Source organism: Nevskia sp. (assembly GCF_023266035.1).
GTDB lineage: Bacteria > Pseudomonadota > Gammaproteobacteria > Nevskiales > Nevskiaceae > Nevskia.
In genome coordinates this window covers 1-22,865 of record NZ_JAHFRY010000030.1, presented here as the reverse complement: position 1 = coordinate 22,865, position 22,865 = coordinate 1, and the positions used below count along the sequence as shown (strand labels likewise).

At 63.6% G+C, this 22,865-nt stretch carries 19 protein-coding genes; 7 read left to right on the top strand and 12 right to left on the bottom strand.

The features are described 5' to 3' along the window. Positions 1-65: 65 nt before the first annotated feature. Entirely contained in the window at positions 66-1,271 is a 1,206-nt protein-coding gene (locus Q0D45_RS06500; protein WP_293390138.1) for an acetyl-CoA C-acetyltransferase, read from the bottom strand. Between the two features lie 306 nt (positions 1,272-1,577). On the opposite strand from Q0D45_RS06500, the gene Q0D45_RS06495 reads away from it, so the two are divergent. After that, positions 1,578-2,189 carry a TetR/AcrR family transcriptional regulator gene (locus Q0D45_RS06495; protein ID WP_293390135.1) on the top strand — a complete coding sequence of 204 codons (612 nt, stop codon included), beginning with the start codon at positions 1,578-1,580 and terminating at the stop codon, positions 2,187-2,189. 274 nt (positions 2,190-2,463) lie between these two features. Here the strand turns inward: Q0D45_RS06495 and Q0D45_RS06490 are convergent, their stop codons facing one another. Continuing rightward, positions 2,464-3,090 (bottom strand): LysE family transporter, encoded by a 627-nt coding sequence (locus tag Q0D45_RS06490; RefSeq protein WP_293390132.1) that lies wholly within the window; start codon positions 3,088-3,090, stop codon positions 2,464-2,466. Between the two features lie 7 nt (positions 3,091-3,097). After that, positions 3,098-3,874 (bottom strand): glutathione S-transferase N-terminal domain-containing protein, encoded by a 777-nt coding sequence (locus Q0D45_RS06485; RefSeq protein ID WP_293390128.1) that lies wholly within the window; start codon positions 3,872-3,874, stop codon positions 3,098-3,100. 158 nt (positions 3,875-4,032) lie between these two features. Between Q0D45_RS06485 and Q0D45_RS06480 the strand changes: the two genes are divergently transcribed. From Q0D45_RS06480 to Q0D45_RS06460, 5 genes are all read left to right on the top strand, one after another. Beyond that, positions 4,033-4,626 (top strand): sigma-70 family RNA polymerase sigma factor, encoded by a 594-nt coding sequence (locus tag Q0D45_RS06480; protein WP_366946360.1) that lies wholly within the window; start codon positions 4,033-4,035, stop codon positions 4,624-4,626. After that, positions 4,623-5,291 carry a hypothetical protein gene (locus tag Q0D45_RS06475; protein ID WP_293390123.1) on the top strand — a complete coding sequence of 223 codons (669 nt, stop codon included), beginning with the start codon at positions 4,623-4,625 and terminating at the stop codon, positions 5,289-5,291. Before Q0D45_RS06480 ends, Q0D45_RS06475 begins: the two co-directional genes overlap by 4 nt. Before the next feature lie 41 nt (positions 5,292-5,332). Further along, on the top strand, positions 5,333-6,523 hold the full coding sequence (locus Q0D45_RS06470; protein WP_293390120.1) for a DUF4097 family beta strand repeat-containing protein: 1,191 nt from the start codon (positions 5,333-5,335) through the stop codon (positions 6,521-6,523). Positions 6,524-6,623: 100 nt separating this feature from the next. Continuing rightward, complete coding sequence (locus tag Q0D45_RS06465) at positions 6,624-7,565, top strand: 5'-nucleotidase (RefSeq protein ID WP_293390117.1); 942 nt, start codon at positions 6,624-6,626, stop codon at positions 7,563-7,565. 203 nt (positions 7,566-7,768) lie between these two features. Then, positions 7,769-10,774 (top strand): TIR and AAA domain-containing protein, encoded by a 3,006-nt coding sequence (locus Q0D45_RS06460; RefSeq protein WP_293390115.1) that lies wholly within the window; start codon positions 7,769-7,771, stop codon positions 10,772-10,774. Between the two features lie 139 nt (positions 10,775-10,913). On the opposite strand, the gene Q0D45_RS06455 is transcribed toward Q0D45_RS06460, so the two are convergent. The 9 genes from Q0D45_RS06455 to Q0D45_RS06415 form a co-directional block, all read right to left on the bottom strand. Further along, the gene (locus tag Q0D45_RS06455; protein WP_293390112.1) at positions 10,914-12,839 is read right to left on the bottom strand and encodes an acetyl-CoA hydrolase/transferase C-terminal domain-containing protein; all 1,926 of its coding nucleotides are present in this window, start codon (positions 12,837-12,839) and stop codon (positions 10,914-10,916) included. 5 nt (positions 12,840-12,844) lie between these two features. Next, positions 12,845-14,410 carry a bifunctional phosphoribosylaminoimidazolecarboxamide formyltransferase/IMP cyclohydrolase gene (gene purH / locus Q0D45_RS06450; protein ID WP_293390109.1) on the bottom strand — a complete coding sequence of 522 codons (1,566 nt, stop codon included), beginning with the start codon at positions 14,408-14,410 and terminating at the stop codon, positions 12,845-12,847. Between the two features lie 180 nt (positions 14,411-14,590). After that, complete coding sequence (locus tag Q0D45_RS06445) at positions 14,591-14,875, bottom strand: helix-turn-helix domain-containing protein (protein ID WP_293390106.1); 285 nt, start codon at positions 14,873-14,875, stop codon at positions 14,591-14,593. A gap of 116 nt (positions 14,876-14,991) precedes the next feature. Next, positions 14,992-15,873 carry a 50S ribosomal protein L11 methyltransferase gene (prmA, locus tag Q0D45_RS06440; protein WP_293390104.1) on the bottom strand — a complete coding sequence of 294 codons (882 nt, stop codon included), beginning with the start codon at positions 15,871-15,873 and terminating at the stop codon, positions 14,992-14,994. A gap of 1 nt (position 15,874) precedes the next feature. Further along, positions 15,875-17,242, bottom strand: coding sequence for an acetyl-CoA carboxylase biotin carboxylase subunit (accC, locus tag Q0D45_RS06435; RefSeq protein ID WP_293390101.1), 1,368 nt, complete (start codon positions 17,240-17,242; stop codon positions 15,875-15,877). Between the two features lie 65 nt (positions 17,243-17,307). Continuing rightward, positions 17,308-17,805, bottom strand: coding sequence for an acetyl-CoA carboxylase biotin carboxyl carrier protein (gene accB, locus Q0D45_RS06430; RefSeq protein WP_293390099.1), 498 nt, complete (start codon positions 17,803-17,805; stop codon positions 17,308-17,310). Between the two features lie 18 nt (positions 17,806-17,823). Continuing rightward, positions 17,824-18,270, bottom strand: coding sequence for a type II 3-dehydroquinate dehydratase (aroQ, locus tag Q0D45_RS06425; RefSeq protein WP_293390096.1), 447 nt, complete (start codon positions 18,268-18,270; stop codon positions 17,824-17,826). 157 nt (positions 18,271-18,427) lie between these two features. Beyond that, on the bottom strand, positions 18,428-19,009 hold the full coding sequence (locus Q0D45_RS06420) for a TlpA disulfide reductase family protein (protein ID WP_293390093.1): 582 nt from the start codon (positions 19,007-19,009) through the stop codon (positions 18,428-18,430). A gap of 20 nt (positions 19,010-19,029) precedes the next feature. Then, the gene (locus Q0D45_RS06415) at positions 19,030-19,491 is read right to left on the bottom strand and encodes a protein-disulfide reductase DsbD N-terminal domain-containing protein (protein WP_293390090.1); all 462 of its coding nucleotides are present in this window, start codon (positions 19,489-19,491) and stop codon (positions 19,030-19,032) included. 306 nt (positions 19,492-19,797) lie between these two features. Here Q0D45_RS06415 and putA point away from each other — a divergent pair. Continuing rightward, a partial coding sequence (gene putA, locus Q0D45_RS06410; protein ID WP_293390087.1) for a bifunctional proline dehydrogenase/L-glutamate gamma-semialdehyde dehydrogenase PutA occupies positions 19,798-22,865 on the top strand: 3,068 nt, incomplete at its 3' end.

The window sequence follows — 22,865 nt, the reverse complement described above, 5'->3', positions numbered from 1 at the left end:
CTTTTCTTGGCGGCTTTGCGTCTTGGCGTGAGATTGACGTTGCTTTATTGGCTAGGAGTAGCGCCTCAGACGCGCTCGATGATCGTGGCGATGCCCATGCCGGCGCCGACGCACAGCGAGGCCAGGCCGACCTGCTTGTCCTGCCGCTCCAGCTCGTCGAGCAGGGTGGCGAGGATGATGCAGCCGGTGGCACCCAGCGGATGGCCCATGGCGATCGAGCCGCCGTTGACGTTGACCTTGTCCATGTCGATGTTCAGCGCGCGCACGGCCTTCATGACCACGGCGGCGAAGGCTTCATTGATCTCGAACAGATCGATGTCCTTGATGCTCATGCCGGCCTTGCGCAGCGCCTTTTCGGCGGCCGGCGCGATGCCGGTCAGCATGATCGTCGGCTCCGAACCGATCACCGCCACCGAACGGATGCGCGCGCGCGGCTTCAGGCCCAACGCCTTGCCCTTAGGCGCAGAGCCGATGAGCATCAATGCTGCGCCATCGACGATGCCCGACGAGTTGCCGGCGTGATGGACGTGGTTGATCTTTTCGAGCGTCGTGTACTTGCGCAGCGCGGTCGAGTCGAAGCCCATCACACCCATCTGCTCGAAGCTGGCCTTGAGGCTGGACAGCGAGTCGGTGGTGGTCGAGCCACGCACGGTTTCATCGTGGTCGAGCACGATCATGCCGTTGAGATCGCGCACCGGCACCAGGGTCTTGGCGAAGCGGCCAGCGGCATGGGCTTTCGCGGCGAGCTGCTGCGAACGCACGGCAAAGGCATCGACATCGTGACGGCTGAAGCCTTCCAGCGAGGCGATCAGATCGGCGCCGATGCCCTGCGGCGCGAAGCCAAGCTGCTCGTTGATGCGCGGGTCCATCGCCCAGGCACCGCCGTCCGAACCCATCGGCCAGCGCGACATGCTTTCCACGCCGCCGGCGACGATCAGATCTTCCTGGCCGGACATCACCTTCATCGCCGCCAGGTTCACCGATTCCAGACCCGAAGCGCAGAAGCGGCTCTGGGTCACGCCCGGCACGTTCTCGGCCCAGCCGGAATACAGGATCGCGGTGCGGGCGATATCCGCACCCTGCTCGCCGACAGGCGTCACGCAGCCGATCACCACGTCGTCGACCTGCGAGGTGTCGAGGCTGTTGCGGTTTTCCAGCGCGTTGAACAGGTTGCCGAGCAGGTGCACCGGCGTCACCTCATGCAGGCTGCCGTCCTTCTTGCCCTTGCCGCGCGGCGTGCGCACGGCATCGAAAATGAATGCTTCGTTCATGGTGATGAATTCCGTTGGATCGTCCTGGGAACTGCGGGGCGCGCGATGTCGGGTCGGCGGTTGCGCGATTGGGTAATCGCAATTACTATTAGTTCAGTTCCAACCTTTTGTATGGTGTATTTCACCAGACAGGAACTTATTGGGCATACACAGCACGACGGGCCCAAATGACGCGTTTGCAGCATAATCAGGCCGATGATGCCGGTCAACCTGTTGAGGCGACCGGAATCGTCGGTCTAGTAAAGATCATTACTTGCGAGCACGAGGCAAACCGCTTTGAAGACCGTGGCAAGCCGAGATGACGAGATGAAAGATGCCGCCGTTACCGCCGACCGTGCCCTGCTCGATCCGGACACCCGGGCGCGCATCGAGCAAGCAGTGCTCGATATCTTTTCCGAGCGCGAGTTCCACCGGGTCGGCCTGATCGAGGTCGCCCGCGGCGCCAACGTCAGCCTGCAGACGATCTACAAGTACTACGGCAGCAAGGAAGCGCTGCTGTTCTCCTGCCTCGACACCTGGCTCGGCCGGCTGGCGACGCGGATGATCGACCACCTGCAAGGCATCGAAGACTTCAAGGAGAAATTCCGCAAGGTGTTCTGGGTGACCCTGGATTTCTTCGAGAAGAACCCGAAGGTCGCCCAGCTGATCATGAGCTCGGTGTACGTCAACACCTGGCGCAAGCAGGACAACTACCAGAACCCATTGTTATTCGGCACCTTCATCCGCGTGCTCGGCGAAGGCCGCGCCAAGGGCGTGCTCAACGATGAAGTCGACGAAAAGATCCTGCTCGACTACATCTTCGGCGTCATCGCCCGCCTGGTGCAGATGTATATCCACCGCGGCCAGAAGGAGCCGCTGACCAAGCAGGCGAACGTGCTGTTCGACATGCTGTGGCGGGCCATCGCTAAGCCGATGTGATGTTCTCCTTTCCCGCTCGCTGGGGAAGGGATGCAGGCTCAAGCCCAGGGATCGTAAGTCCCGAAGTGCCAGACATGGCCTTCGGGATCGCGGGCTGAATAGCCGTGTCCGCCTTAGTCCTTATCGACCAGCAGCGTCACCACCACGGTGCCGGCACCAAGGCGCGGGCGTGGTGCGCGTCGGCATCGGTGACCGTGATGCAGACTTCCTGGGTGCCGATGCCGCCGACTTCAGGCCGGTTGAATGCGGAAAAGATAAACCCGCGCCACCCGTTTCAGCCATGCAGCACCGACCACAGCATGCCGGCGCCAAGCAGCAGCAGGATCGCGCCCATCGCCCGATCGATCCAGTGCGCGCCGTGCACCAGGCGGCTGCGGATGCGCGGATGGCCGAGCGTCCAGGCTACGAAGCTGAACCAGGCACCGGTGGCGACAATCATCCAGGCGCTCAGGCCCAGCTTCAGCCAGGTCGGCGTGTCGCCGGTGATCACTGCCGAACAGAGCGCGACGAAGAACAGCATCGCTTTGACGTTGAGCAGATTGGTCGCCAGGCCGATGCCGAAATCACGCTGGGCGGCCTTGCCGCTGACGGTGATCGGCGCGGCATCGGCGGCTGGCTGGGCACGAATCGCGCCCCAGCCGATCCATAGCAGCAGGCTGGCGCCGACCAGCTTCAGCACCGTCAGCAGCGCCGGGAAACGCTCGATCGCCCAGCCCAGGCCGAACATGCCGTAGGCGACATGGAAGCTGATGCCGGCGGCGATGCCGAGTGCCGTCAGCACGCCGGCCCGCCGGCCGTGCGCCAGAGTCTGCCGGGTGACCACGGCGAGGTCCGGCCCCGGGCTGGCCACCGCCAGCGCGTGGGCGAGGGCGATCGTCACGAACAGCTCGGCCGGACTCATCAAGACATCAGACCGCGTAAGTCGCGTCGAGATACTTGAGGATTTCCTCGGATTCGAACATCGACACGCCAGTATTCGGATCGATCAGAAACGGCACCTGCACCTTGCCTTCGAGTTCCAGCAGCCGCAGGCGGTTGCGGCCTTCGACCGGCAGGGTCGGGAAATACTTCGCGCGAATCCACGGCGGGCCGACATCTTCCCAGCGTGCCTTGGCGGTGCTGCGCAACACGTAGGGCAGTTCCAGTTCGCACAGCCGTTCGCGCACCAGGCGCGAGTACGGGCTGGCTTCGAAGCTGAACAGTTCGAGCGGCTCGGCCGGTGCCTTCGACGGCGCCGCCTTGATGCCGCGTACCGTCGGTACGGCGCGGAAGGTCGACGCCAGCGCCGACGCGACGATCGCGCCGCTGCGGCGAACGCCCCGCGGCGCCCGCAGCTGGCCGCCGTAGGTTTCGGCGAGGTAGTCGACGATGTCGGCGGATTCGTGCATCGAGCGCCCGGTGTTCGGATCGACGAGGAACGGAAACAGCGACTTGCCGCTCAAGCTCACTGCTTCCGGCCGGAAGCGCTTGCCGCCATGTGGACAGGGCAGGATCAACGCATCGAGATCCATTTCGCTCAAGCCTTCGCGGACAAAGCGGCAGAACGGGCTGGCCTCGTACTCGTAGAGCTTCAGCAATTGCTCGGGCTGCCGCGTGGTCGGCCGGAATGACAGGCTGCCACGCCAGCCGCGGGCGCTGGACGCGAAGACGGAACTGACGACTTTCAGTTGATGCGTGACGGACATGGGAACCCCAACGAAAAGGTGCCGACCGAAAGCCGGCCGACTGCAGTGAACGCTCGTATTATCGCGGCAGCGGCGCTGTCCGGCGCGGAGGCGGTTCAAACCCTGCGGCGACGCGGCGCATCAGAGCGTCAATGACTACCGCAATCCTCAACCTGACGATGGAGGCCGCCTTGCCGGCCACGACGCCTGTCCCGCAAGCCGAGCCCGATGATCACGTGCTGGCGCGCCGCGCGGCCAGCGGCGATTCGCGTGCCTTCGAGCAGCTCTATCGCCTCAATGTCGATCGCATCTACGGGCTCTGCTTGCGGCTCTGCCACGGCGATTCCTCGCGTGCCGAGCAGGCTACCCAGGACGCTTTCGTCCGCGCCTGGGAAAAGCTCTCCAGCTTCCGTGGCGAAAGCCGCTTCAGCACCTGGATGCACCGGCTGACCGTCAACGTGGTGCTCGGCGAACACCGCCTGCTGCGCCGCTGGGTGACTTTCGAGGACGAGGTGCAGTCCGGTGTCGACGGCCAGGATGGCGTCGACGGCATGGATGCGATCGAGCCACTGCGTCAGGAAGACATCGGCAGCCGCATCGATCTGGAACGGGCGCTGGCCAAGCTGCCCAAGGGTGCGAGGACGGTGCTGATGCTGCACGACATCGAGGGCTACCAGCATGACGAGATCAGCGCGCTGACCGGCATCGCGATCGGTACCTCCAAGGCGCAGCTGCACCGGGCCCGCCGGTTGCTGCAGGCGATGCTGTCATGAACGAACCCCGCGATCTTCCAACCGTTGCCGACGACGGCAAGGAACTGCCGCCGGCACTCCGCGAGCAGCTGTCGGCCCTGCGTCGTGATCAGGCGCCGAGCGCCGATCTGTGGGCCTTCATCGAAGCCCGGATTGCCGACCCCGCCGAGCGCGAGCATCGCGAACTGCCGGCTGAAACCCAGCAGGCTCTGAAAGCCCTGGCGATCGATCAAGCCCCGAGCCGTGATCTGTGGCCGGCAATCGACGGCCGCATCAGCGCACGCCGCATCGGCGCTGTGCCCCGCCGGCGCTGGCTCGCGGTAGGAACTGCGCTCGCGGCCTGCCTGGTCGTCGCCTTCAGCATGGTCCTCAACCAAGGGCCGGCCAGTTCGGTGGCGGCCGGCGTGGCCAGCAACAAGGCGCCGCTGCGGCCATCCGCGGCAGTGCTGGCCGCGACTCTCGGCAATGGCCACGATGCCGAACTGCGGACCGCCAGCTATCGGCCGATTTCGCGCGAAACCCGGGCGCTGATGCGCGCCAACCTGAAGATCGTCCAGAGTGCCGAAACGCAGATCCAGCGCGCGCTCGCCGACGACCCGGACGATGCCGCCTACCTGCAGAGCCTGCTCGATTCCGCGAACGCGCAGCAACGTCACCTGAGCGCCGAGCTGGCCCCAACCCCATGAAATTGGGCCGTGCAACTTCCATGAATTCGAGGAACCCTGTCATGTCGTATTCCACGCTGCCCCGGGCCGGGCTTGCAGCTCCCCCAAGCGCCCTCCAGATCATGATCCTGGCCGCTGCACTTCTATTCGCCGCCGGAGCGGTTCGTGCCGCCGCACCCGGCGCTCCGGCGGCCGATGCGGCGCCGTTCAGCAGCGAGCTGCAAGGCCATATCGAGCGCGAGGTGATGCACAGCCTCGAAGGCCTGCAGGAACTCGGCAAGCTGGCCGAACTGGAAGCGCTGGAGCATCTGGACGAACTCAAGCATCTGGCCGACTCGGATCGTCTCGACGCGATGATCGCCGCGGCCGAAGCCCAAGCCGAGGCAGGAGCCGGCAGCGCCTCGGCACGCTATGCCGAGCGCTACAGCAGCGATTCCAGCGGCCCGGTCATCGACGAAACCCGCGGCCTGAAATCGAACGGCAGGGTGTCGGTCAACAACGTCGCCGGCATCATCGAAGTCACCACCTGGGACCGCAACGAAGTCAGCATCGGCGGCCGGCTCGGCAGCAGTGACGACAAGCTCGAAATCAGCGGCGACTCCAACGAACTGAACCTGGTCGTGCGGCTGCCGAAGAAGAGCCGCAACGGCCACGACACCGTGCTCGAACTGCGAGTGCCGACCAATGCCCGGGTCGAGCTGGAAACGGTCAGCGCCGATGTCGTCGTCAACGGCAGCAAGGGGCCGGTCAAGGTCAACACGGTCAGCGGCGATATCGCGCTGGCGCTCGCCTCCAGCGAAGTCTCCGTGCAGACGGTCAGCGGCGACGTGAAGCTGAAGGCACCGTCGACCAATACCCGCCTGAACAGCATCAGCGGCGATCTCGATCTCGAAGGCCTCAGCGGCGGCTTAAGTCTGGAAACGGTCTCCGGCAACATCGAGTTGCGGCGCGGCGGCAAGTTTTCCGATCTGAAGCTGAAGTCGGTCAGCGGTGACCTGCGCCTCGATGTCGCGCTCACCGACAGCGCCCAGGTCGGTGGCCAGACCTTGTCCGGCGAGATCACCATGATCGTGCCGCAGAGCCTGAACGGCACCGCGCTGTTGAAAAGCTTCAGCGGCGATGTGCACTGCGAAGGTGCGACCACGGTCGAGAACCACAGCAGCAAGAAGCGCGAATACGTCTGGGGCGATGGCCGCGGCGCGCGCATCGAGCTGTCGAGCTTCAGCGGCGATATTCGCGTCGAGAGGAAATAGGCAGTGGTCTGTGGCCGGTGATCAGTGGCCAGTTCAGCAAGTCAGCGCCGGTTCTGCTTCACTGACCACCAGTCACTGATCACTGACCACTGCGAAGCCGATGTCCTACGAACTCGATACCCGCCTGGTCATCGGACTGGCTTCCAGCGCGCTGTTCGATCTCGGCGAGGCCGATCAGGTTTTCCGCAGGGAAGGCGAGGCCGCCTATCGCGCTTACCAGCTGGAAAATCGCACCCAGACCCTGGCGCCGGGTGTCGCCTTCCCGTTCATCAAGCGGCTGCTGTCGCTGAATGATCTGAGCCCGACGGACGACCCGCTGGTCGAGGTCATCCTGCTGTCGAAGAACGATCCCGACACCGGCCTGCGGGTCATGGATTCGATCAAGTCCCACGGCCTCGGCATCAGCCGCGCGGTGTTCCTGCAGGGGCGTTCGCCGCATCGCTTCATCGATGCGCTGAGCATCAGCCTGTTCCTGTCGGCAAACGAGATCGATGTTCGTGAGGCCAACGCCGCCGGCCATGCGGCGGGCCAAGTGATCGATGTGCTCGATTCGAGTTTCGTCGACGAGGACGGCGACGACGAACTGCGCATCGCCTTCGATTTCGATGGCGTGCTCGCCGACGATCAATCGGAAGCCGTCTTCCAGGCCAGCGGCCTCGTCGGCTTCCACGAGCACGAGCAGCGCAACGCCGGCATTCCCTTGAGCCCCGGTCCGCTGGCGCCGTTTCTGCACAAGCTGCGCAAGATCCAGGCGCTGGAAGAACAGAAGGTGATGGACGATCGCAGCTACGTGCGCAAGCTGAGAGTCGCCATCGTCACCGCGCGCAATGCGCCGGCGCACGAGCGGGTGATCACCACGATGAGAAACTGGGATGTGGTCGTCAACGAGGCCTTCTTCCTCGGCGGCGTCGAGAAGCGCCGCGTCCTCGAAATACTCAGGCCGCACATCTTCTTCGACGACCAGCAGAGCCATCTCACGCCGGCCGCTGCCGCGCTGCCCTGCGTGCACATCCCGTTCGGTTCGCTGAACCGGAAGCTGTAGCAGGCCCATTACGCCTTCCTGCTAATAGCTATCGCCGCCGTGCGCTGCTACGGCGGCGATGACCTGCTTCGCAATTCGGGGCTTCTAAGCGCCGAGTTTTATTGACAGGTACGGGGCTAAGGTAGTTGGATTCCGCAGTCATTCGGACGTGCCCGAATTCCGAATAAACTGAAGTCGTTGCCAGTGAGATAGCTGTGTCAGACATGAACAAAAGAAAAGTCTTCATTAGCTACAGCCATGATTCCGATCTGCATAAAGAGACGGTTCTGCAGCTATCCGAACGGCTTCGGTCAGAGGGAGTCGAGACGATTCTTGACCTGTACGTAGAAGGGTCGCCAGAACAAGGCTGGCCGCGCTGGATGCTCGATCAGCTTGATAATGCGGACTTCGTACTCGTCGTATGCACTCAGACTTACTACCGGCGCTTCCGTGGGCACGAAGAACCAGGTCGGGGTAAGGGTGCCGATTGGGAGGGAGCATTGATTACTCAGGCGCTATATGACGCCCGTAGTCGGACATTGAAATTTGTCCCGATCTTGTTATCTGACGACGGAAAGGAGTTTATTCCCGAGCCGCTACGCTCGGGTACTTGCTACGCACTGACGTCATCTGACGAGTACGAACGCCTTTACGACTTCTTGCTGGGGCAGTCGGGTATACAACCGTCCCCTGTAGGTGCGCTTAGGACCAAGGCTCGGCAAGTCGGCGTACCTCTGACCTTCGATGGCGCCCAACCATCAAAAGCTAGAAAAATAGACATCGACCGGATCGTCAAGTACGCGCCGGATGAACTCATTGGCCGCGAGATGGAAGTCAGCCGACTCGCCGACGCTTGGGGAAAGGTGGAGCGGGGTGAGAACAAGCGGCCGCATGTCCTGACATTCGTAGCATTGGGTGGTGAAGGAAAGACGTCATTGGTCGCGAAGTGGGCGGCGGAGTTGGCTCATCAAGGCTGGCCGGGTTGCGATGCGGTCTTCGCGTGGTCTTTCTACAGTCAGGGCACGCGCGAGCAGACCACGGCCTCAAGTGATCTGTTTCTCGCTGCAGCCCTCACTTTCTTCGGCGACGCTGACATGGCGAGTAGCGCGCAGAGCGTATTCGACAAGGGCAAGCGGTTGGCGCAGATCATCGGTGAGCGACGAGCTCTACTGATACTCGACGGTTTAGAGCCTCTGCAACATGGACCTGCTTCCCCGACACCAGGCGAGTTCAAGGATCAGGGCATTGCCGTCCTGCTTAAAGGATTGGCCGCAATCAATCTGGGTCTATGTGTTCTTACTACGCGGTATTCCATCCCAGATTTACGGGCTTATTGGCAGACGACGGCGCCAGAGGAAAAGCTGGCTCGCCTGTCACTGAGCGCAGGTATCGGTCTGCTCGAGAAGCTCGGCGTAAAAGGGATGAACGGGGAGTTGGCGGCACTTGTGGAAGACGTGAAGGGACACGCCCTTAGCTTGAACTTGCTCGGCAGCTACCTGCGCGACGCTCATGCTGGCGATGTCCGCAAGCGCGACCTCGTGAAGCTTGGGGAAGCGGATGCTGAGCAGCAAGGCGGTCGTTGCTTTCGCGTAATGGACGCTTATGTTCGCTGGTTTGAAGCAGGAGGCGAGAAAGGCGAGCAAGCGCTTTCGATGCTGCGCCTCGTTGGATTATTTGATCGCCCGGCGGCGGCTAGCTGCATCAATGAGTTGCTAAGCCTGCCGGCTGTCCCAGGATTGAATGAAACCCTGGTTGGTATAAGCGGGGTAAAGCTAAATCTGTTGCTCAGTAGATTGGAGAATGCCAAGCTACTTACCGTGATTCGGGATTCAGCCGGTTCATTACTTGCGCTGGATACTCATCCCTTCCTGCGTGAGTACTTCGGGCGCCTCTTTCTGCTGGAAAGCCCGGAGGCGTGGCAATCAGGGCACAGACGGCTTTACAAACTGCTATGTGCAACCACGCCGCATCCGGTAAACCCCTCTCTCGGCGATCTGCAACCTTTTTATCAGGCTATTGCCCACGGTTGTTGTGCCGGCTTGCAGGAAGAGGCGTTCCACAAGGTCTATCTGAAACGTATCAAACAAAGTGACGAAGGCTACTCCGCAAACAGACTCGGTGCGTTTTCCTCAGATTTGGGTGCCGTAGCTTGCTTCTTCGATCGCCAGTGGGATGAACCTTCGCTCTTGCTGACACAACCTTCACGAGATTGGCTATTGAATGAGGTTGCGATTTGCCTGCAAGCGCTGAGTCGGTTGGCTGAGGCTCGCAAGCCAATTCAGATGGCTTTGAGTTCGCGTATCGAGCAAAGGGCTTGGAAAAGAGCAGCGACTATTGCCAATAATCTGAGCGAGATCGAGCGTGCGGTTGGCGGCGTTAGGCAATCAGTAGAGTGGGCTGAGCAATCAGTAAAATACGCTAGGTTTAATGAAGAAGAGACAGCTACATACTCCATCAATGTCGCATCTCTTGGAGATTCCCTCCACCAAGCCGGTGATAGTATTGGAGCGATGCATAGATTTCGCGAGGCTGAGACTATTCAGTCTAGGGACGTGCGTAGTTTTCGGTTTTTATATTCCGTTCCCGGATTGCAGTATTGTGATCTAATTCTTGCTCCTGCAGAGCTTTTAGCATGGAAGTTTGTGCTGGGACTTCAAGAGAAAATCGATCCATTCCCTCTGGTTGGCAAGTGCCAAGAAGTTTGTCAGCGTGTCTTACAAACTGTCCAAGTAATGGACGATACTAAAATGCCGTTACTTCAAACTCCATTCTTGCAGTTGTCAGGCGATCGAGCGGCTTTTCTTGCATGCGTTTTACAACGGCGACCTCTTGATAGTTTTCATTTTTTTTTCCAAGAGATTGTGGAAGGCTTCAGACGAGCCGGTCAGAGTAAATTTCTTACGCTCGGCCTCTTGGCTCGCGCTTGGTTGAGCGGCCTCGCGGGCACGCGCATTGGTTTCAATAGCGCCCAAAGCGACCTCGACGAAGCTTGGGAAATAGCCGAGGGTGGTCCGATGCCCCTCTTGCTGGCCGACATTCATTTGTATCGCGCCCGGCTATTTGGCGTTCCCCATCTGAAAGCGGAGGGAGAGCAATATCCTTGGCAATCACCTCTAGCCGATCTTGTTGAAGCGCGTCGGCTTATTGAGAAGCACGGCTATTGGCGGCGGAAGGACGAGCTAGAAGATGCGGAAATCGCGGCGCGTCGTTGGTCCGAGGGAAAGAGCTAGATAAGCCGATCCTACAAGTGCAGGCACCGCAACTGGGCTAATAGGTACTAGGGAATCTGCCTGCCGCCGTGACCTGGTGGTTGGATCACCGATGAAGCTGCCGGTATCGTCAACAATCAAGTCGCCGATGGTTAAAGCCCTACAGCCGCCAGGCGGCGCGCACCAGTCGAGCCAGCCGTCGTTCCTTGCCGGAAGCCGGTGCGCTCAGTTGCAGATGCTTCAAGGCGGCGGCGATGTCGGCCTGCCCGGCATCGGCCGGCGCCAGGAAGGCACCGAGCAATTGCAGGCGTCCTTTCCAGGTCGATGAGGCGGTCTTGAGCTTGCCGAGCTTCGCTGCCAGCGCCAGTTCGGCATCGGTCAGATCGTTGCCGAACGGCAGCTTCGGCAGTAGGCCGGATATCTGGAACGGGGCCAGCGCCGCGGCGAGATTTTGCGGCAGGTTCTGGCGGCTGGCCTCGGGTACCCGATAGCTGCGCGGCAGCTTGCCGGCGCGCTGGGCCTGTTCTGCCAGTGGCTGCTGCAGGCGGCTGTCGGCGATCGCCAGCAGGGCTTCGATGCATTCGCGGTCGGTCTTGCCACGCAGATCGGCAACGCCGTATTCGGTGATGACGATGTCGCGCTCGTGGCGGGCAATGGTCGCGTGCGGGAATTCCCAGACCAGATTCGATTCCAGCGGCTTGCCGTCGCTGCCACCGCGCACGGACTTCAGCAGCAGAATCGAGCGAGCGTCCGGCAACTGGTGCGACATCGCGACGAAGTCATGCTGGCCGCCGACACCGGACACCACCTGACCATTGCCGAGCTGATCGGAGACCGCCGCGCCGAGCAGCGTGACCTTCATCGTGATGTTGATGAAGCGCGCATGGCGGCGCTGTGCACGTTCCAGCGACCAGCTCTTGTAGACCGCGTTGACTTCATCGACGCCGGTCATGTCGACCAGATCGCGGCGATCCTCGTCCAGTGCCCTCAGGCGCTGGTAGAAATCGCCCGGGCCGATGAAGAACGCGCCCTGCAGCGCGGTGCCGCCGGTCGCCGGTTCGGCGGCGCTGCCGTCGTTGATCGCCGTTTGCAGAGCTTCGTCCTCGAACACCCGGCGGCGCACGATGCCGTCCTCGAACAGGGCAAACAACGGGTTCGAGATCAGCTCGCTGGCAACGTACAGCCCGCGTTCGAAGCGTCCGTCACCGCCGATGCTGTCGATCATCGGGCTGCGGCCGATCGCGCTTAGCGCGTCTCGATAGCGGTCGCTGTCGCGCTCCCGCAGACGCAAGGAATGGCAGGCGGCATCGCCGAGCGCGCCGATGCCGACCTGCAGCGTCCCGCCGTCAGCCACCAGGGCACTCGCGCGCAGGCCGATCGCCCACTCGGCGGTGCCGACCGGTTCATGCGGCACCGCGAACGGCGCGTGGTCGAGCGCGGGATCATCGAGCACCAGATCGAAACGCTGCTCGGCGATTTCCGCGTTCCGGCCGAACCAGGGCAGCTGGCGATTGATCTGGCCGACGGCGAGCCAGTTCTTCGGGCCGGCTTCGAGCTCGCGCAGCAGCGGCAAGCTCACGTCCGGATTGCCGGACAGGCTCAGGCGCTGCCGGCCATCGCTGTCGACGCGCAGGGCGATCGCCTGCACCAGCAGATTGGCGCCGCGCACGAGCATGTCGCGCGCCACCTGCGTGTAGTTGGTGCTGATGTAGTCCTGCTGGGCGATCGGATTGCCGAGCTGGCTGGCCGCGCGCAAGTAGAACTCGATCACCCGGATGTTCGGCGGCAAGGCGCGGGCGTCGACGGCATCGAGATATTCGAGGCGCGGGTAGTTCGGCCAGACCCGTTCGCGCACCGGCGCGAGGAAACGCTCTTCGAGTTCCGATTTGCCCTGCGGCGGATTCAGCGATAGCGCCGTAATGATGTCGAGCGAGATCGACGAATCCTGCTGCGCGCGCCGGTACAGCGCATTGAGCAGCGCATTCGGCTTGCCGATGCCGAGCGGCGCACCGAGCACGATGTGCTTGCCGAGCCGCGCGAGAATCGCGTCGACACAAGCCTCGGAGTCAGTCAGGCGCTCATTCATCTCGATCAGTGCCGGAAGTGGCGAACCCCGGTGAACACCATCGCCATGCCGGCTTCGTCGGCAGCGGCGATCACCTCAAGGTCGCGCATCGAGCCGCCCGGCTGGATCACCGCGACGATGCCGGCTGCTGCTGCGGCATCGATGCCGTCACGGAACGGGAAGAAGGCATCGCTGGCCATCACCGAACCGGCAACCACGAGCTTCTCGTCCGCCGCCTTGATGCCGGCAATCTTCGCCGAGTAGACGCGGCTCATCTGGCCGGCGCCGACGCCGATGGTCTGGCGATTCTTCGCGTAGACGATGGCGTTCGACTTCACGAACTTGGCGACCTTCCAGGCAAAGATCAGGTCATGCAGCTCGGCTTCGGTCGGCGCTCGCTTGGTGACGACCTTCAGCTCGGCCTCGGTGATCATCCGGTTGTCGGCGGTCTGGATCAGCAGGCCGGAGCCGACGCGCTTGGTGTCATGGCTGTTGCGGCCGTCGCCTTGCGGAATCACCAGCACGCGGACGTTGGCCTTGGCTTTCAGCACCTCGAGCGCTTCCGGCGTGTAGCCGTAGGCGAGCAGCACTTCGACGAACTGACGGCCGACGATGCTGGCGGCGGTTGCGGCATCGACTTCACGGTTGAAGGCGATGATGCCGCCGAAGGCCGAAGTCGGATCGGTCTGGTAGGCCAGTTCATAGGCCTGGCCGATGCCATCCAGGCTGACCGCGACGCCGCAGGGGTTGGCGTGCTTGACGATCACGCAGGCCGGTTTGACGAAGCTGCGCACGCATTCCCAGGCGGAATCGGCATCGGCGATGTTGTTGTAGCTCAGCTCCTTGCCCTGCAGTTGCTGGAAGGTCGCGAGCGTGCCGGCCGCCGGATGCAGGTCGCGATAGAACGCGGCCTGCTGATGCGGGTTCTCGCCGTAGCGCAGGTCCATCACCTTCTCGAAGCAGCCGCTGGCCTGCGCCGGAAACTCCGCGCGGCTGCCGTCCGGCTGGATCGCCGACAGGTAGTCGCTGATCGCGGCGTCGTAGGCGGCCACGCCGTTGAACGCGGCGACGGCGAGCTTGAAGCGCGTCGCTTTCGTGATGCCGCCTTCGCGGTCGAGTTCGGCGAGCAGCTCGGCGTACTGCGAGGCCTTGGTGACCACCGCGACGTCGGCATGATTCTTCGCCGCCGAGCGCAGCATCGCCGGGCCGCCGATGTCGATGTTCTCGATCGCTTCGTCAAACGTGTGGCCAGGCTTGGCGACCGTTGCTTCGAACGGGTAAAGGTTCAGCACCAGGATGTCGATCGCCGCGATGCCGTGTTCGGCCATCACCGCATCATCGGTGCCGCGCCGGCCGAGCAGGCCGCCGTGGATCTTCGGATGCAGGGTCTTGACCCGGCCATCCATCATTTCCGGGAAACCGGTGTGGGTCGACACTTCGGTGACCGCCACGCCTTTTTCGCGCAGCAGCTTGAAGGTGCCGCCGGTCGACAGCAGCTCGATGCCGCGGGCGGACAGGGCGGTCGCCAGTTCGACGATGCCGGACTTGTCGGAGACGGACAGCAGGGCGCGGCGCGGGGTCAGCAGGGTCATGGTTGTTTCGTCGGTTGGGACTACATCAAAAGCTTTGGCTCACGCAAAGGCGCGAAGACGCAAAGAACAGCACTGAAGCAAAAAGACATTCTCGAAAAAGCATTGGACTTTTCTTTCGCGCCTTGGCGTCTTGGCGTGAGATCGCTTTTGCTTGCCGGGTTCGGCGCGAATCAGAGGCTATCAGCGAGTGCTGATGTTGTACTGGCTCAGCTTCTTGCGCAGCGTGGCGCGATTCAGGCCCAGCAGTTCGGCAGCGCGCGACTGGTTGCCGTCGCAGTAATCGAGCGTGGCGCGCAGCAGCGGCGGCTCGACCTGTTCGAGCACGGTGTCGTAGAGGTTCAGCGACTTCGGCGCGTGACCGTTCAAGGTGCGGAAGTAAGCGTCCATGCACTCGGCGACCGAGGTGCAGAGCGGCTTCGGCGCGGGCGTCTGGGTATCGACGTCTTGAGGGTTTTTCGAGGACATGACGCTCGGCCGCGATGGCCGTCACGACGGCGTCATCGTTTGTTCACAAAGGGGACGGGGATGATACCGACGGGCCCCGTTCGTCGGTAGCCCCGTTCGTCACATTACGTCGCTCGTTAAGCGGCGATACGTGTGCCGCTGATGCGATTCCAGCCCTCGCGCTGGCCGTCGATCTCGAAGCTGAACCACGGCGCATAGGCTGCGCGCACTTCTTCGGCCTGCCGTTCGAGCAGACCGGCGAGCACGATGCGGCCGCCGAACTTGGTTGCGGCCGCCAGCTTCGGCGCCAGTTCGATCAGCGGCCGGGCCAGGATGTTGGCGAGCACGATGTCGTACTGATTGACCAGCACGTGCTCGATGCCGGCGCAGGTGATGCGCTCGGCAACCTGATTGGTGTTCGCGTTGTCGAGCGTTGCGGTGATCGCCTGCGGGTCGATGTCGATCGCCAGCGCGGACGTTGCGTCGAGCTTTAGCGCGGCGATCGCCAGCACGCCGGAGCCGCAGCCGTAGTCGAGCACGGTCTTGCCGGCGACCTCGTTCAGCGACAGCCAGTCGAGGCACATCGAGGTGCTGGGATGGGTGCCGGTGCCGAAGGCCAGACCCGGGTCGAGATGGACGATGATCGCGTCGGCCGCCGTGACTTCCCGGCCGGTCGGGCAGATCCACAGCCGCTTGCCGAACTGCATGGCTTCGGCGTGATCAAGCCAGGCGCGCACCCAGTCGCGATCCTCGACGGTCAGGATTTCGGTCTTGGCGCTGTCGCCATCCGGCAGCTGCTCGGCGAGGGCAGCACGCACCAGGTCGAGATCGGTGCCGGCCGTGAACAGGCCCTTGGTGATCGTCGCCGGCCACAGCGGCGTTTCGCCGGGCAGCGGTTCGAGCACCGGCACGTCGGCGGCATCGGTCATGGTTACCGACACGGCGCCGCAGGCAGTGAAGACTTCTTCGGCAAACTCGGGGTAATGACTCGCGACCGCGAGTTCGATCCAGGTCGACACCTTAGTGGGCGTCGCCGGTGCCGCCCGCCGCCTTGTCGAGCATCGACGCCAGGTAGTGGATGTGATGCGTGCCGGCGCAGAAGGTCGGATCGTTGAGGATCATCTGCTGCAGCGGGATGTTGGTGACGATGCCTTCGACGATCATCTCGTCGAGCGCGGTGCGCATGCGGGCGATCGCGCTTTCGCGGGTCGGGCCGTGGACGATCAGCTTGCCGATCATCGAATCGTAGTTCGGCGGCACGCGATAGCCGGCGTAGACATGGCTGTCCATGCGCACGCCCGGGCCACCCGGCGTATGCCACTTCTTCACTTCACCCGGCGACGGCGTGAACTTGAACGGGTCTTCGGCGTTGATGCGGCACTCGATCGCATGACCAGTGATCTTGATGTCTTCCTGCTTGAACGGCAGCGGCTCGCCAGCGGCGACGCGAATCTGCTGCACGATCAGATCGACGCCGGTGATCATCTCGGTCACCGGATGTTCGACCTGGATGCGGGTGTTCATCTCGATGAAGTAGAAGCGGCCGTTCTCGTACAGGAACTCCATGGTGCCGGCGCCGCGATAGCCGATTCGCTTGCAGGCGTCGGTGCACAGCTTGCCGATCTCGGCGCGCTGCTCGGGGCTGATGCCGGGCGCAGTCGCTTCCTCGATGACCTTCTGATTGCGGCGCTGCATCGAGCAGTCGCGCTCGCCGAGGAACACGGCGTTGCCGTGCTCGTCGGCCAGCACCTGAATTTCGATGTGGCGCGGCACTTCGAGATACTTCTCGAGAAACACCGAGCCGTCCTTGAACGCCTGCAGCGCTTCCTGGCGGGCGATCTTGATCGAACCGATCAGATCAGCCGGCTTGCGAACCACGTGCATGCCGCGACCGCCGCCACCGAAAGCGGCTTTGATCAGCACCGGATAACCGACCTTCTCTGCGACCGCCAGACACTCGTGATCGTCGTCCGGCAGGATGCCTTCGGAACCCGGCACGCAAGGCACACCGGCGGAAATCATTTCCGCCTTCGCCGTGGTCTTGCCGCCCATCAGGCGAATGGTTTCCGAACGCGGGCCGATGAACACGAAGCCGCTGCGCTCGACGCTTTCGGCGAAGTCCGCGTTCTCGCTCAGGAAGCCATAGCCGGGATGGATCGCGTCGGCCTGCGTCACTTCGGCGGCCGAGATGATCGCCGCCATGTTCAGGTAGCTCGAAGTCGCCGCGGCCGGGCCGATGCAGACGGTCTCGTCGGCCAGGCGGACGTGCTTCAGGTCGCGATCGGCCGTGGAATGCACGGCGACCGTCTTGATGCCGAGTTCGCGGCAGGCGCGCAGGATGCGCAGCGCGATTTCGCCTCGGTTGGCGATCAGGATTTTGTTGAACATGGATGTCCTTCTAATGGGCAGTCCGAGCCATGGATGGCCCGGTCTTGAACAGGACGTTCAGGCCTTCACTCAATGATGAACATCGGCTGATCGAATTCGACCGGCTTCTCGTTGTCGACCAGGATCTCGACGACGACGCCGCTCTTGTCGCTCTCGATCTGGTTGAGCATCTTCATCGCTTCGATGATGCACAGCGTCTGGCCGGCCTTGACCGTCTGGCCGACTTCGACGAAGGCCTTCGCGCCCGGCGACGGCGTGCGGTAGAAGGTGCCGACCATCGGCGCCTTGACCACGTGGCGATTCTCGGAAACCTTCACGGCTGGCGCGGCCGGTGCTTCGGAAGCGGCTGGTGCCGCAGCGATCGGCGCCGCTGCCACGCCCGATGAGGCGCTCGGTGCCGGCATTGCCATCTGCGGCGGCGCGTAGTACTGCGGCATCTGCTGCATGCCGCCGGTCGGATAACGCGAGATGCGAACCGATTCCTCCCCCTCCTTGACTTCGAGCTCGGCAATGCCCGATTCCTCGACGAGGTCGATCAGCGTCTTGATCTTGCGCAAATCCATGGTGTTCTTGCTCCCCATTCAGTGGTGTGATGCCAGCCGCGCGTGGACGGCTTGCAGGGCGAGGTCGTAACCGATGGGCCCCAGGCCCACGATCACCCCAGCCGCGATGTCGGAAAAATACGAGTGTTGCCGGAACGCTTCGCGGGCGTGCACGTTCGACAAGTGCACTTCGACGAAAGGAATTGCCACCCCGAGCAGCGCGTCGCGCAAGGCGATCGAGGTGTGGGTGAAAGCGCCGAGGTTGGCGATGATGAAGGCGACACCTTCGGCTTTCGCCGCGTGGATGCGATCGATCAGCAGACCTTCCTGGTTGCGCTGGAAACAGGCCAGCTCGTGGCCGAGTTCGGCGGCGCGGCGAGTCAGGCTGGATTCGATGTCTGCCAGGCTCGCTGCCCCATAGATCGCCGGCTCGCGAGTGCCGAGCAGGTTCAGATTGGGACCGTTCAGGAGCAGCAGTCGACTCACGCACGAGGCTCGTCAACAACAAGAGCGGCGATTCTGCACGAAGCCTGAGTTCGGTACAAACAGCTGGCCGAAATACGCGACGATGGCCGCCGATCAGTCGACGTTGGGGGCAGATCGGCGAAAACGACTGTTCCGAAAGGCCCCGTTCAAGCCGGCCTCAGTGGGGCAGGTACTTCTCGATCAGGCCGGCCAGCTCGACTTCCGAATACTCGCCGAGCTGGCGCTCGATGATCCGTCCATCCGGGGCAATGACCACCGAAAACGGCAGGCCGCCTTGATCGTTGCCGAGCGTCGACATCAGTTCCAGCATGTCTTCCGGCGTACCGACGGCCACCGGGTAATTGAACTTCAGTCCAGGTGCCGCGCGGCGGGCTTCCTCGATATCGTCCACCGCCGGGCCGATCAGCTGGAAGCCTTTGGCACCATAGCGTTCCTGCATCTTCACCAGGATCGGAATCTCGTTCAGGCAGGGCGCACACCAGGTCGCCCAGAAGTTGACGATCATCAACTTGCCCTTGTAGTCGTCGAGCGAATACTTGTGGCCGTCGAGGTCGCTGAGGGCGATGCCGGTCGGCAGGCTTTCGCTGGGCGCGGCAGCGGTGGTGCCGGGCTTTTGAGTCGAAGGAGTCTCGCCATGGGCATGCTCTTCGCCGCCGTGTTGGAGCTGGCTCAGGCCGTAGCCACCGGCTGCAGCCAGCAGGCAGGCGCCGATGACCAGGACGGTACTCAGTTTCGACATGAAATTCTCTGCGGGCTCATTCAGGAAGCGGGGCTGACATCGACGACGCGGGTCACCGGCGGATAGCAGACGCCCGCTTCTGCGCAGCCTTGCCAGCGTAGGCGCAGCTGGGTCGGCACCGGCGCGCCGGCCTTCAGCGGCAGCCGCAGTTCGACAGCGGTCTTGTAGATTTCGACATCGCCGAAATGTTCGTCGTGCTCGGCGATGCCTTTCGGCAACACCGGCTTGCCCAGGCTGATCCCGGCCTCGACCGCTTCGACGGCAATCCGTTGCCGGTAGAGGTAATAGCCCGGCTCGATCATCCAGTTGACCAGGATCGCGTCCTGGTCACGGATCACCGACACCAGCCTGAACGCGGCATCGGCCGACAGCAGCGCATCGGCGCTGCCGGCCTGCGGCTTGCGGCTGAATTCGATCGCCACCGCCGGCAGCGCGATGGCGCAGGCGAGCAGCAGCGAAGCGAGTCGGGCGTGCAGCGTCATGGCGATAGGGTTGTGGTTCAACGAATTCTGGTCAGGACAAGCCGTGCTGTGCGCGGGCGAAACCTTGCGGCCAGCCCAAACGGCCAGGCCGGCAAGCCCTGGACGATGTTGACCGCCGCGATTCGGGGAAGTTCGTCATGCCGGGCGGGGAGCATAATTGTTTGGACGGGGTTGGCACGGGCCGGTGTCGGCCCGATACCTGCTCGCTCAGTCAGCAACACCTGCCCATCACGCCAGCCCGCACGCGCACCGGCTCGCCGCTGCCGGCGCTCTGCGAAAGCCAGCCTCAGCATCTGATTTCCTGCCATGAACGCGCCCGAAACGCTGCCCGCTTTCATCTTCGACTGCCCGCCACCGGCCCGCAGCCCGCTGCGTGCGGCGATCGCCGAGCTGTATCTCGCCGACGAAACCGCCATCGTCAATCGCCTGCTGGCGATCGCCGAACTGCCGGCCGAACGCACCGCGCAGGTCGTGGTCACCGCGGCGGACTGGGTGCGCCGCGTGCGCAAGCTGAAAGCCACCCAGAGCGCGCTCGACTGCTTCATGCGCGAGTACGACCTGTCGTCCGACGAAGGCGTGCTGCTGATGTGCCTCGCCGAAGCGCTGCTGCGCATTCCCGATGACGAGACGGCGGAGAAGCTGATCGCCGACAAGCTCGCCGATGCCGACTGGGAGACCCACCTCGGCCACAGTGAATCGCTGTTCGTCAACGCCAGCACCTGGGGCCTGATGCTGACCGGCCGCATCGTCCGCGCGCCGGCCGATACCGCCGGTTCGTTCAAGGCGGCATGGTCGCGGCTGGTCAATCGTTCCACCGAGCCGGTGGTGCGCCTCGCCATCCGCTCGGCGATGCGGATGATGGGCAGCCAGTTCGTCATGGGCCGCACCATCCACGAAGCGCTGGAAGCCGCGCAGACCAAGGGGCAGCGCCCGTACCGGCATTCCTACGACATGCTTGGCGAAGCGGCGCTGACCGTGGCCGATGCCGATCGCTACCTGGCCTCGTATCTCGATGCCATTACCGCGATCGGCCATGCCGCGCGCAGCATCCACGGGGGCGTCGAAGCGCGGCCCGGCATCTCGGTGAAGCTGTCGGCGCTGCATCCGCGCTACGAGCACGCCAAGCGCAGCCGGGTGCTCGCCGAGCTGACGCCGCGCCTGCTGCTGCTGGCGCAATCGGCGCGCGCTTCCGGCATCAGCCTGTGTGTCGATGCCGAGGAGGCTGATCGCCTGTCCTTGTCGCTGGACCTGTTCGAGCGCGTCTATCGCGATGCCTCGCTGATCCATTGGGACGGCCTGGGCCTGGCCGTGCAGGGTTTCCAGAAGCGGGCGATCGCGGTCATCGAATGGCTGGAGGCGTTGGCCCGCGAAGTCGGCCGGCGGATTCCGGTGCGTCTGGTCAAGGGCGCCTACTGGGATACCGAAGTGAAGCGCGCCCAGGAAGCCGGGCTCGCCGGCTATCCGGTGTTCACCCGCAAGGCCAACACCGATGTCGCCTATCTGGCCTGTGCTCGGCGTTTGCTGGCGGCGCGTGATGTCTTCTATCCGCAGCTCGCTACCCACAATGCGCATACCGTCGCAGCGATGAAGGCCTATGCCGGCGAAACGGCGATCGGTGGCGGTATGGCCGGCTTCGAGTTCCAGCGCCTGCACGGCATGGGTGAAGCGCTGTACGACGTGGTGCGCGAGGATTGCGCGGTGCCCTGCCGCGTCTATTCGCCGGTCGGCAGCCATGCCGATCTGCTGCCCTACCTGGTCCGCCGGCTGCTCGAGAACGGGGCCAACACCTCGTTCGTCAATCGCATCTTCGACGAGAACATCGCCGCCGAGCAGCTGGTTGCCGATCCCGTCGCCATGGTTCGCGCGCTGGCCGTGAAGCCGAATCCGGGTTTGCCGCTGCCGGCCGAGCTGTACGGCGCAGCGCGGCGCAATTCCGCCGGTCTGAACCTCGCTGACGAAACCTGCGCCTGCGCACTGGCCCGTGATCTGCAGAGCGCCGAGCCGCTGACCCGCGTCGCCTCGCTGTGCTACGACGGCTCGGCCACCACCGGTGCGCCGCAGACCTTGCGCAAGCCGGCCGATCGCCGAGTCGCGCTCGGTGAATGGCTGGCCTTCGATCCGGCCGCTGCGGCCGATGTGGTTGCCGCCGCCGTCGGCTCGGCCGAGCGCTGGAATGCGATCCCGGTCGAAAGCCGTGCGGCGATTCTCGATCGCGCCGCCGATCGCCTCGAAGCCGCGCGGCCGCTGTTCCTGCGCCTGCTGATCGAGGAAGCCGGCAAGACCTTGAGCGATGCCCAGGCCGAGGTCCGCGAAGCCGCCGACTTCCTGCGCTATTACGCCGCCGCAGCGCGCCGCCTGCTGGCTCATCCGGAAACGCTGGCCGGCCCGACTGGCGAGCACAACGAACTGCAGCTGCATGGCCGGGGCGTGTTCGTCTGCATCAGCCCCTGGAATTTCCCGCTGGCGATCTTCACCGGCCAGATCGCGGCGGCCTTGGTCGCCGGCAATCCGGTGATCGCCAAGCCCGCCGAACAGACGCCGATGATCGCCACCGCGATGGCGCAGCTGCTGCGCGAGGCCGGCGTGCCGAGCTACGTGTTCCAGTGCGTGCTCGGCGATGGCGCCGTTGGTGCAGCGCTGATCGCCGCAGCCGGTGTTGCTGGCGTCGCCTTCACCGGCTCCAGCGAAGTTGCGCGCCTGATCAATCGTCAGCTCGCCCTGCGCGATGGGCCGATCGCCACCCTGGTTGCCGAGACCGGCGGCCAGAACGTGATGATTGCCGACTCCTCCTCGCTGCCCGAGCAGGTAGTCAAGGACGCGCTGGCTTCGGCCTTCGGTTCGGCTGGCCAGCGCTGCTCGGCGCTGCGGGTGCTGTATCTGCAGGACGACATCGCCGACAAGACCATCGAGATGCTGAAAGGCGCGATGCAGGAATTGACCATCGGCGACCCGGCGCTGCTGGCGACCGATATCGGCCCGGTGATCGATGAAGCGGCGCGCACCAGGCTCGAAGCCCATGCCACCGCGATCAGCCAGAGCGGCAAGCTGATCGAGCGCCTGAGCCTGCCGGACAGCTGCGCACACGGCAGTTTCGTGGCGCCCCTGGCGGTCGAGATCAGCGGCATCGAAGCGCTGGATGAGGAGCACTTCGGGCCGATCCTGCACGTGGCGCGGTTCTCGTCGCGTCGGCTCGATGCGGTGGTCGATGCGATCAATACTTCCGGCTACGGCCTGACTCTGGGCATCCACAGCCGCATCGAAAGCACCTGGCGGCGCGTGCAGTCGCGGGCCAAGGTCGGCAACGTCTACATCAATCGCAGCATGACCGGCGCGGTGGTCGGCGTGCAGCCCTTCGGTGGCGAAGGCCTGTCCGG

What these genes read in the sequence shown, in the direction of transcription:
- Q0D45_RS06500 (WP_293390138.1), bottom strand. Translation starts at nt 1,271, where the DNA reads ATGAACGAAGCATTCATTTTCGATGCCGTGCGCACGCCGCGCGGCAAG.
- Q0D45_RS06495 (WP_293390135.1), top strand. Translation starts at nt 1,578, where the DNA reads ATGAAAGATGCCGCCGTTACCGCCGACCGTGCCCTGCTCGATCCGGAC.
- Q0D45_RS06490 (WP_293390132.1), bottom strand. Translation starts at nt 3,090, where the DNA reads ATGAGTCCGGCCGAGCTGTTCGTGACGATCGCCCTCGCCCACGCGCTG.
- Q0D45_RS06485 (WP_293390128.1), bottom strand. Translation starts at nt 3,874, where the DNA reads ATGTCCGTCACGCATCAACTGAAAGTCGTCAGTTCCGTCTTCGCGTCC.
- Q0D45_RS06480 (WP_366946360.1), top strand. Translation starts at nt 4,033, where the DNA reads ATGGAGGCCGCCTTGCCGGCCACGACGCCTGTCCCGCAAGCCGAGCCC.
- Q0D45_RS06475 (WP_293390123.1), top strand. Translation starts at nt 4,623, where the DNA reads ATGAACGAACCCCGCGATCTTCCAACCGTTGCCGACGACGGCAAGGAA.
- Q0D45_RS06470 (WP_293390120.1), top strand. Translation starts at nt 5,333, where the DNA reads ATGTCGTATTCCACGCTGCCCCGGGCCGGGCTTGCAGCTCCCCCAAGC.
- Q0D45_RS06465 (WP_293390117.1), top strand. Translation starts at nt 6,624, where the DNA reads ATGTCCTACGAACTCGATACCCGCCTGGTCATCGGACTGGCTTCCAGC.
- Q0D45_RS06460 (WP_293390115.1), top strand. Translation starts at nt 7,769, where the DNA reads ATGAACAAAAGAAAAGTCTTCATTAGCTACAGCCATGATTCCGATCTG.
- Q0D45_RS06455 (WP_293390112.1), bottom strand. Translation starts at nt 12,839, where the DNA reads ATGAATGAGCGCCTGACTGACTCCGAGGCTTGTGTCGACGCGATTCTC.
- purH (WP_293390109.1), bottom strand. Translation starts at nt 14,410, where the DNA reads ATGACCCTGCTGACCCCGCGCCGCGCCCTGCTGTCCGTCTCCGACAAG.
- Q0D45_RS06445 (WP_293390106.1), bottom strand. Translation starts at nt 14,875, where the DNA reads ATGTCCTCGAAAAACCCTCAAGACGTCGATACCCAGACGCCCGCGCCG.
- accC (WP_293390101.1), bottom strand. Translation starts at nt 17,242, where the DNA reads ATGTTCAACAAAATCCTGATCGCCAACCGAGGCGAAATCGCGCTGCGC.
- accB (WP_293390099.1), bottom strand. Translation starts at nt 17,805, where the DNA reads ATGGATTTGCGCAAGATCAAGACGCTGATCGACCTCGTCGAGGAATCG.
- Q0D45_RS06420 (WP_293390093.1), bottom strand. Translation starts at nt 19,009, where the DNA reads ATGTCGAAACTGAGTACCGTCCTGGTCATCGGCGCCTGCCTGCTGGCT.
- Q0D45_RS06415 (WP_293390090.1), bottom strand. Translation starts at nt 19,491, where the DNA reads ATGACGCTGCACGCCCGACTCGCTTCGCTGCTGCTCGCCTGCGCCATC.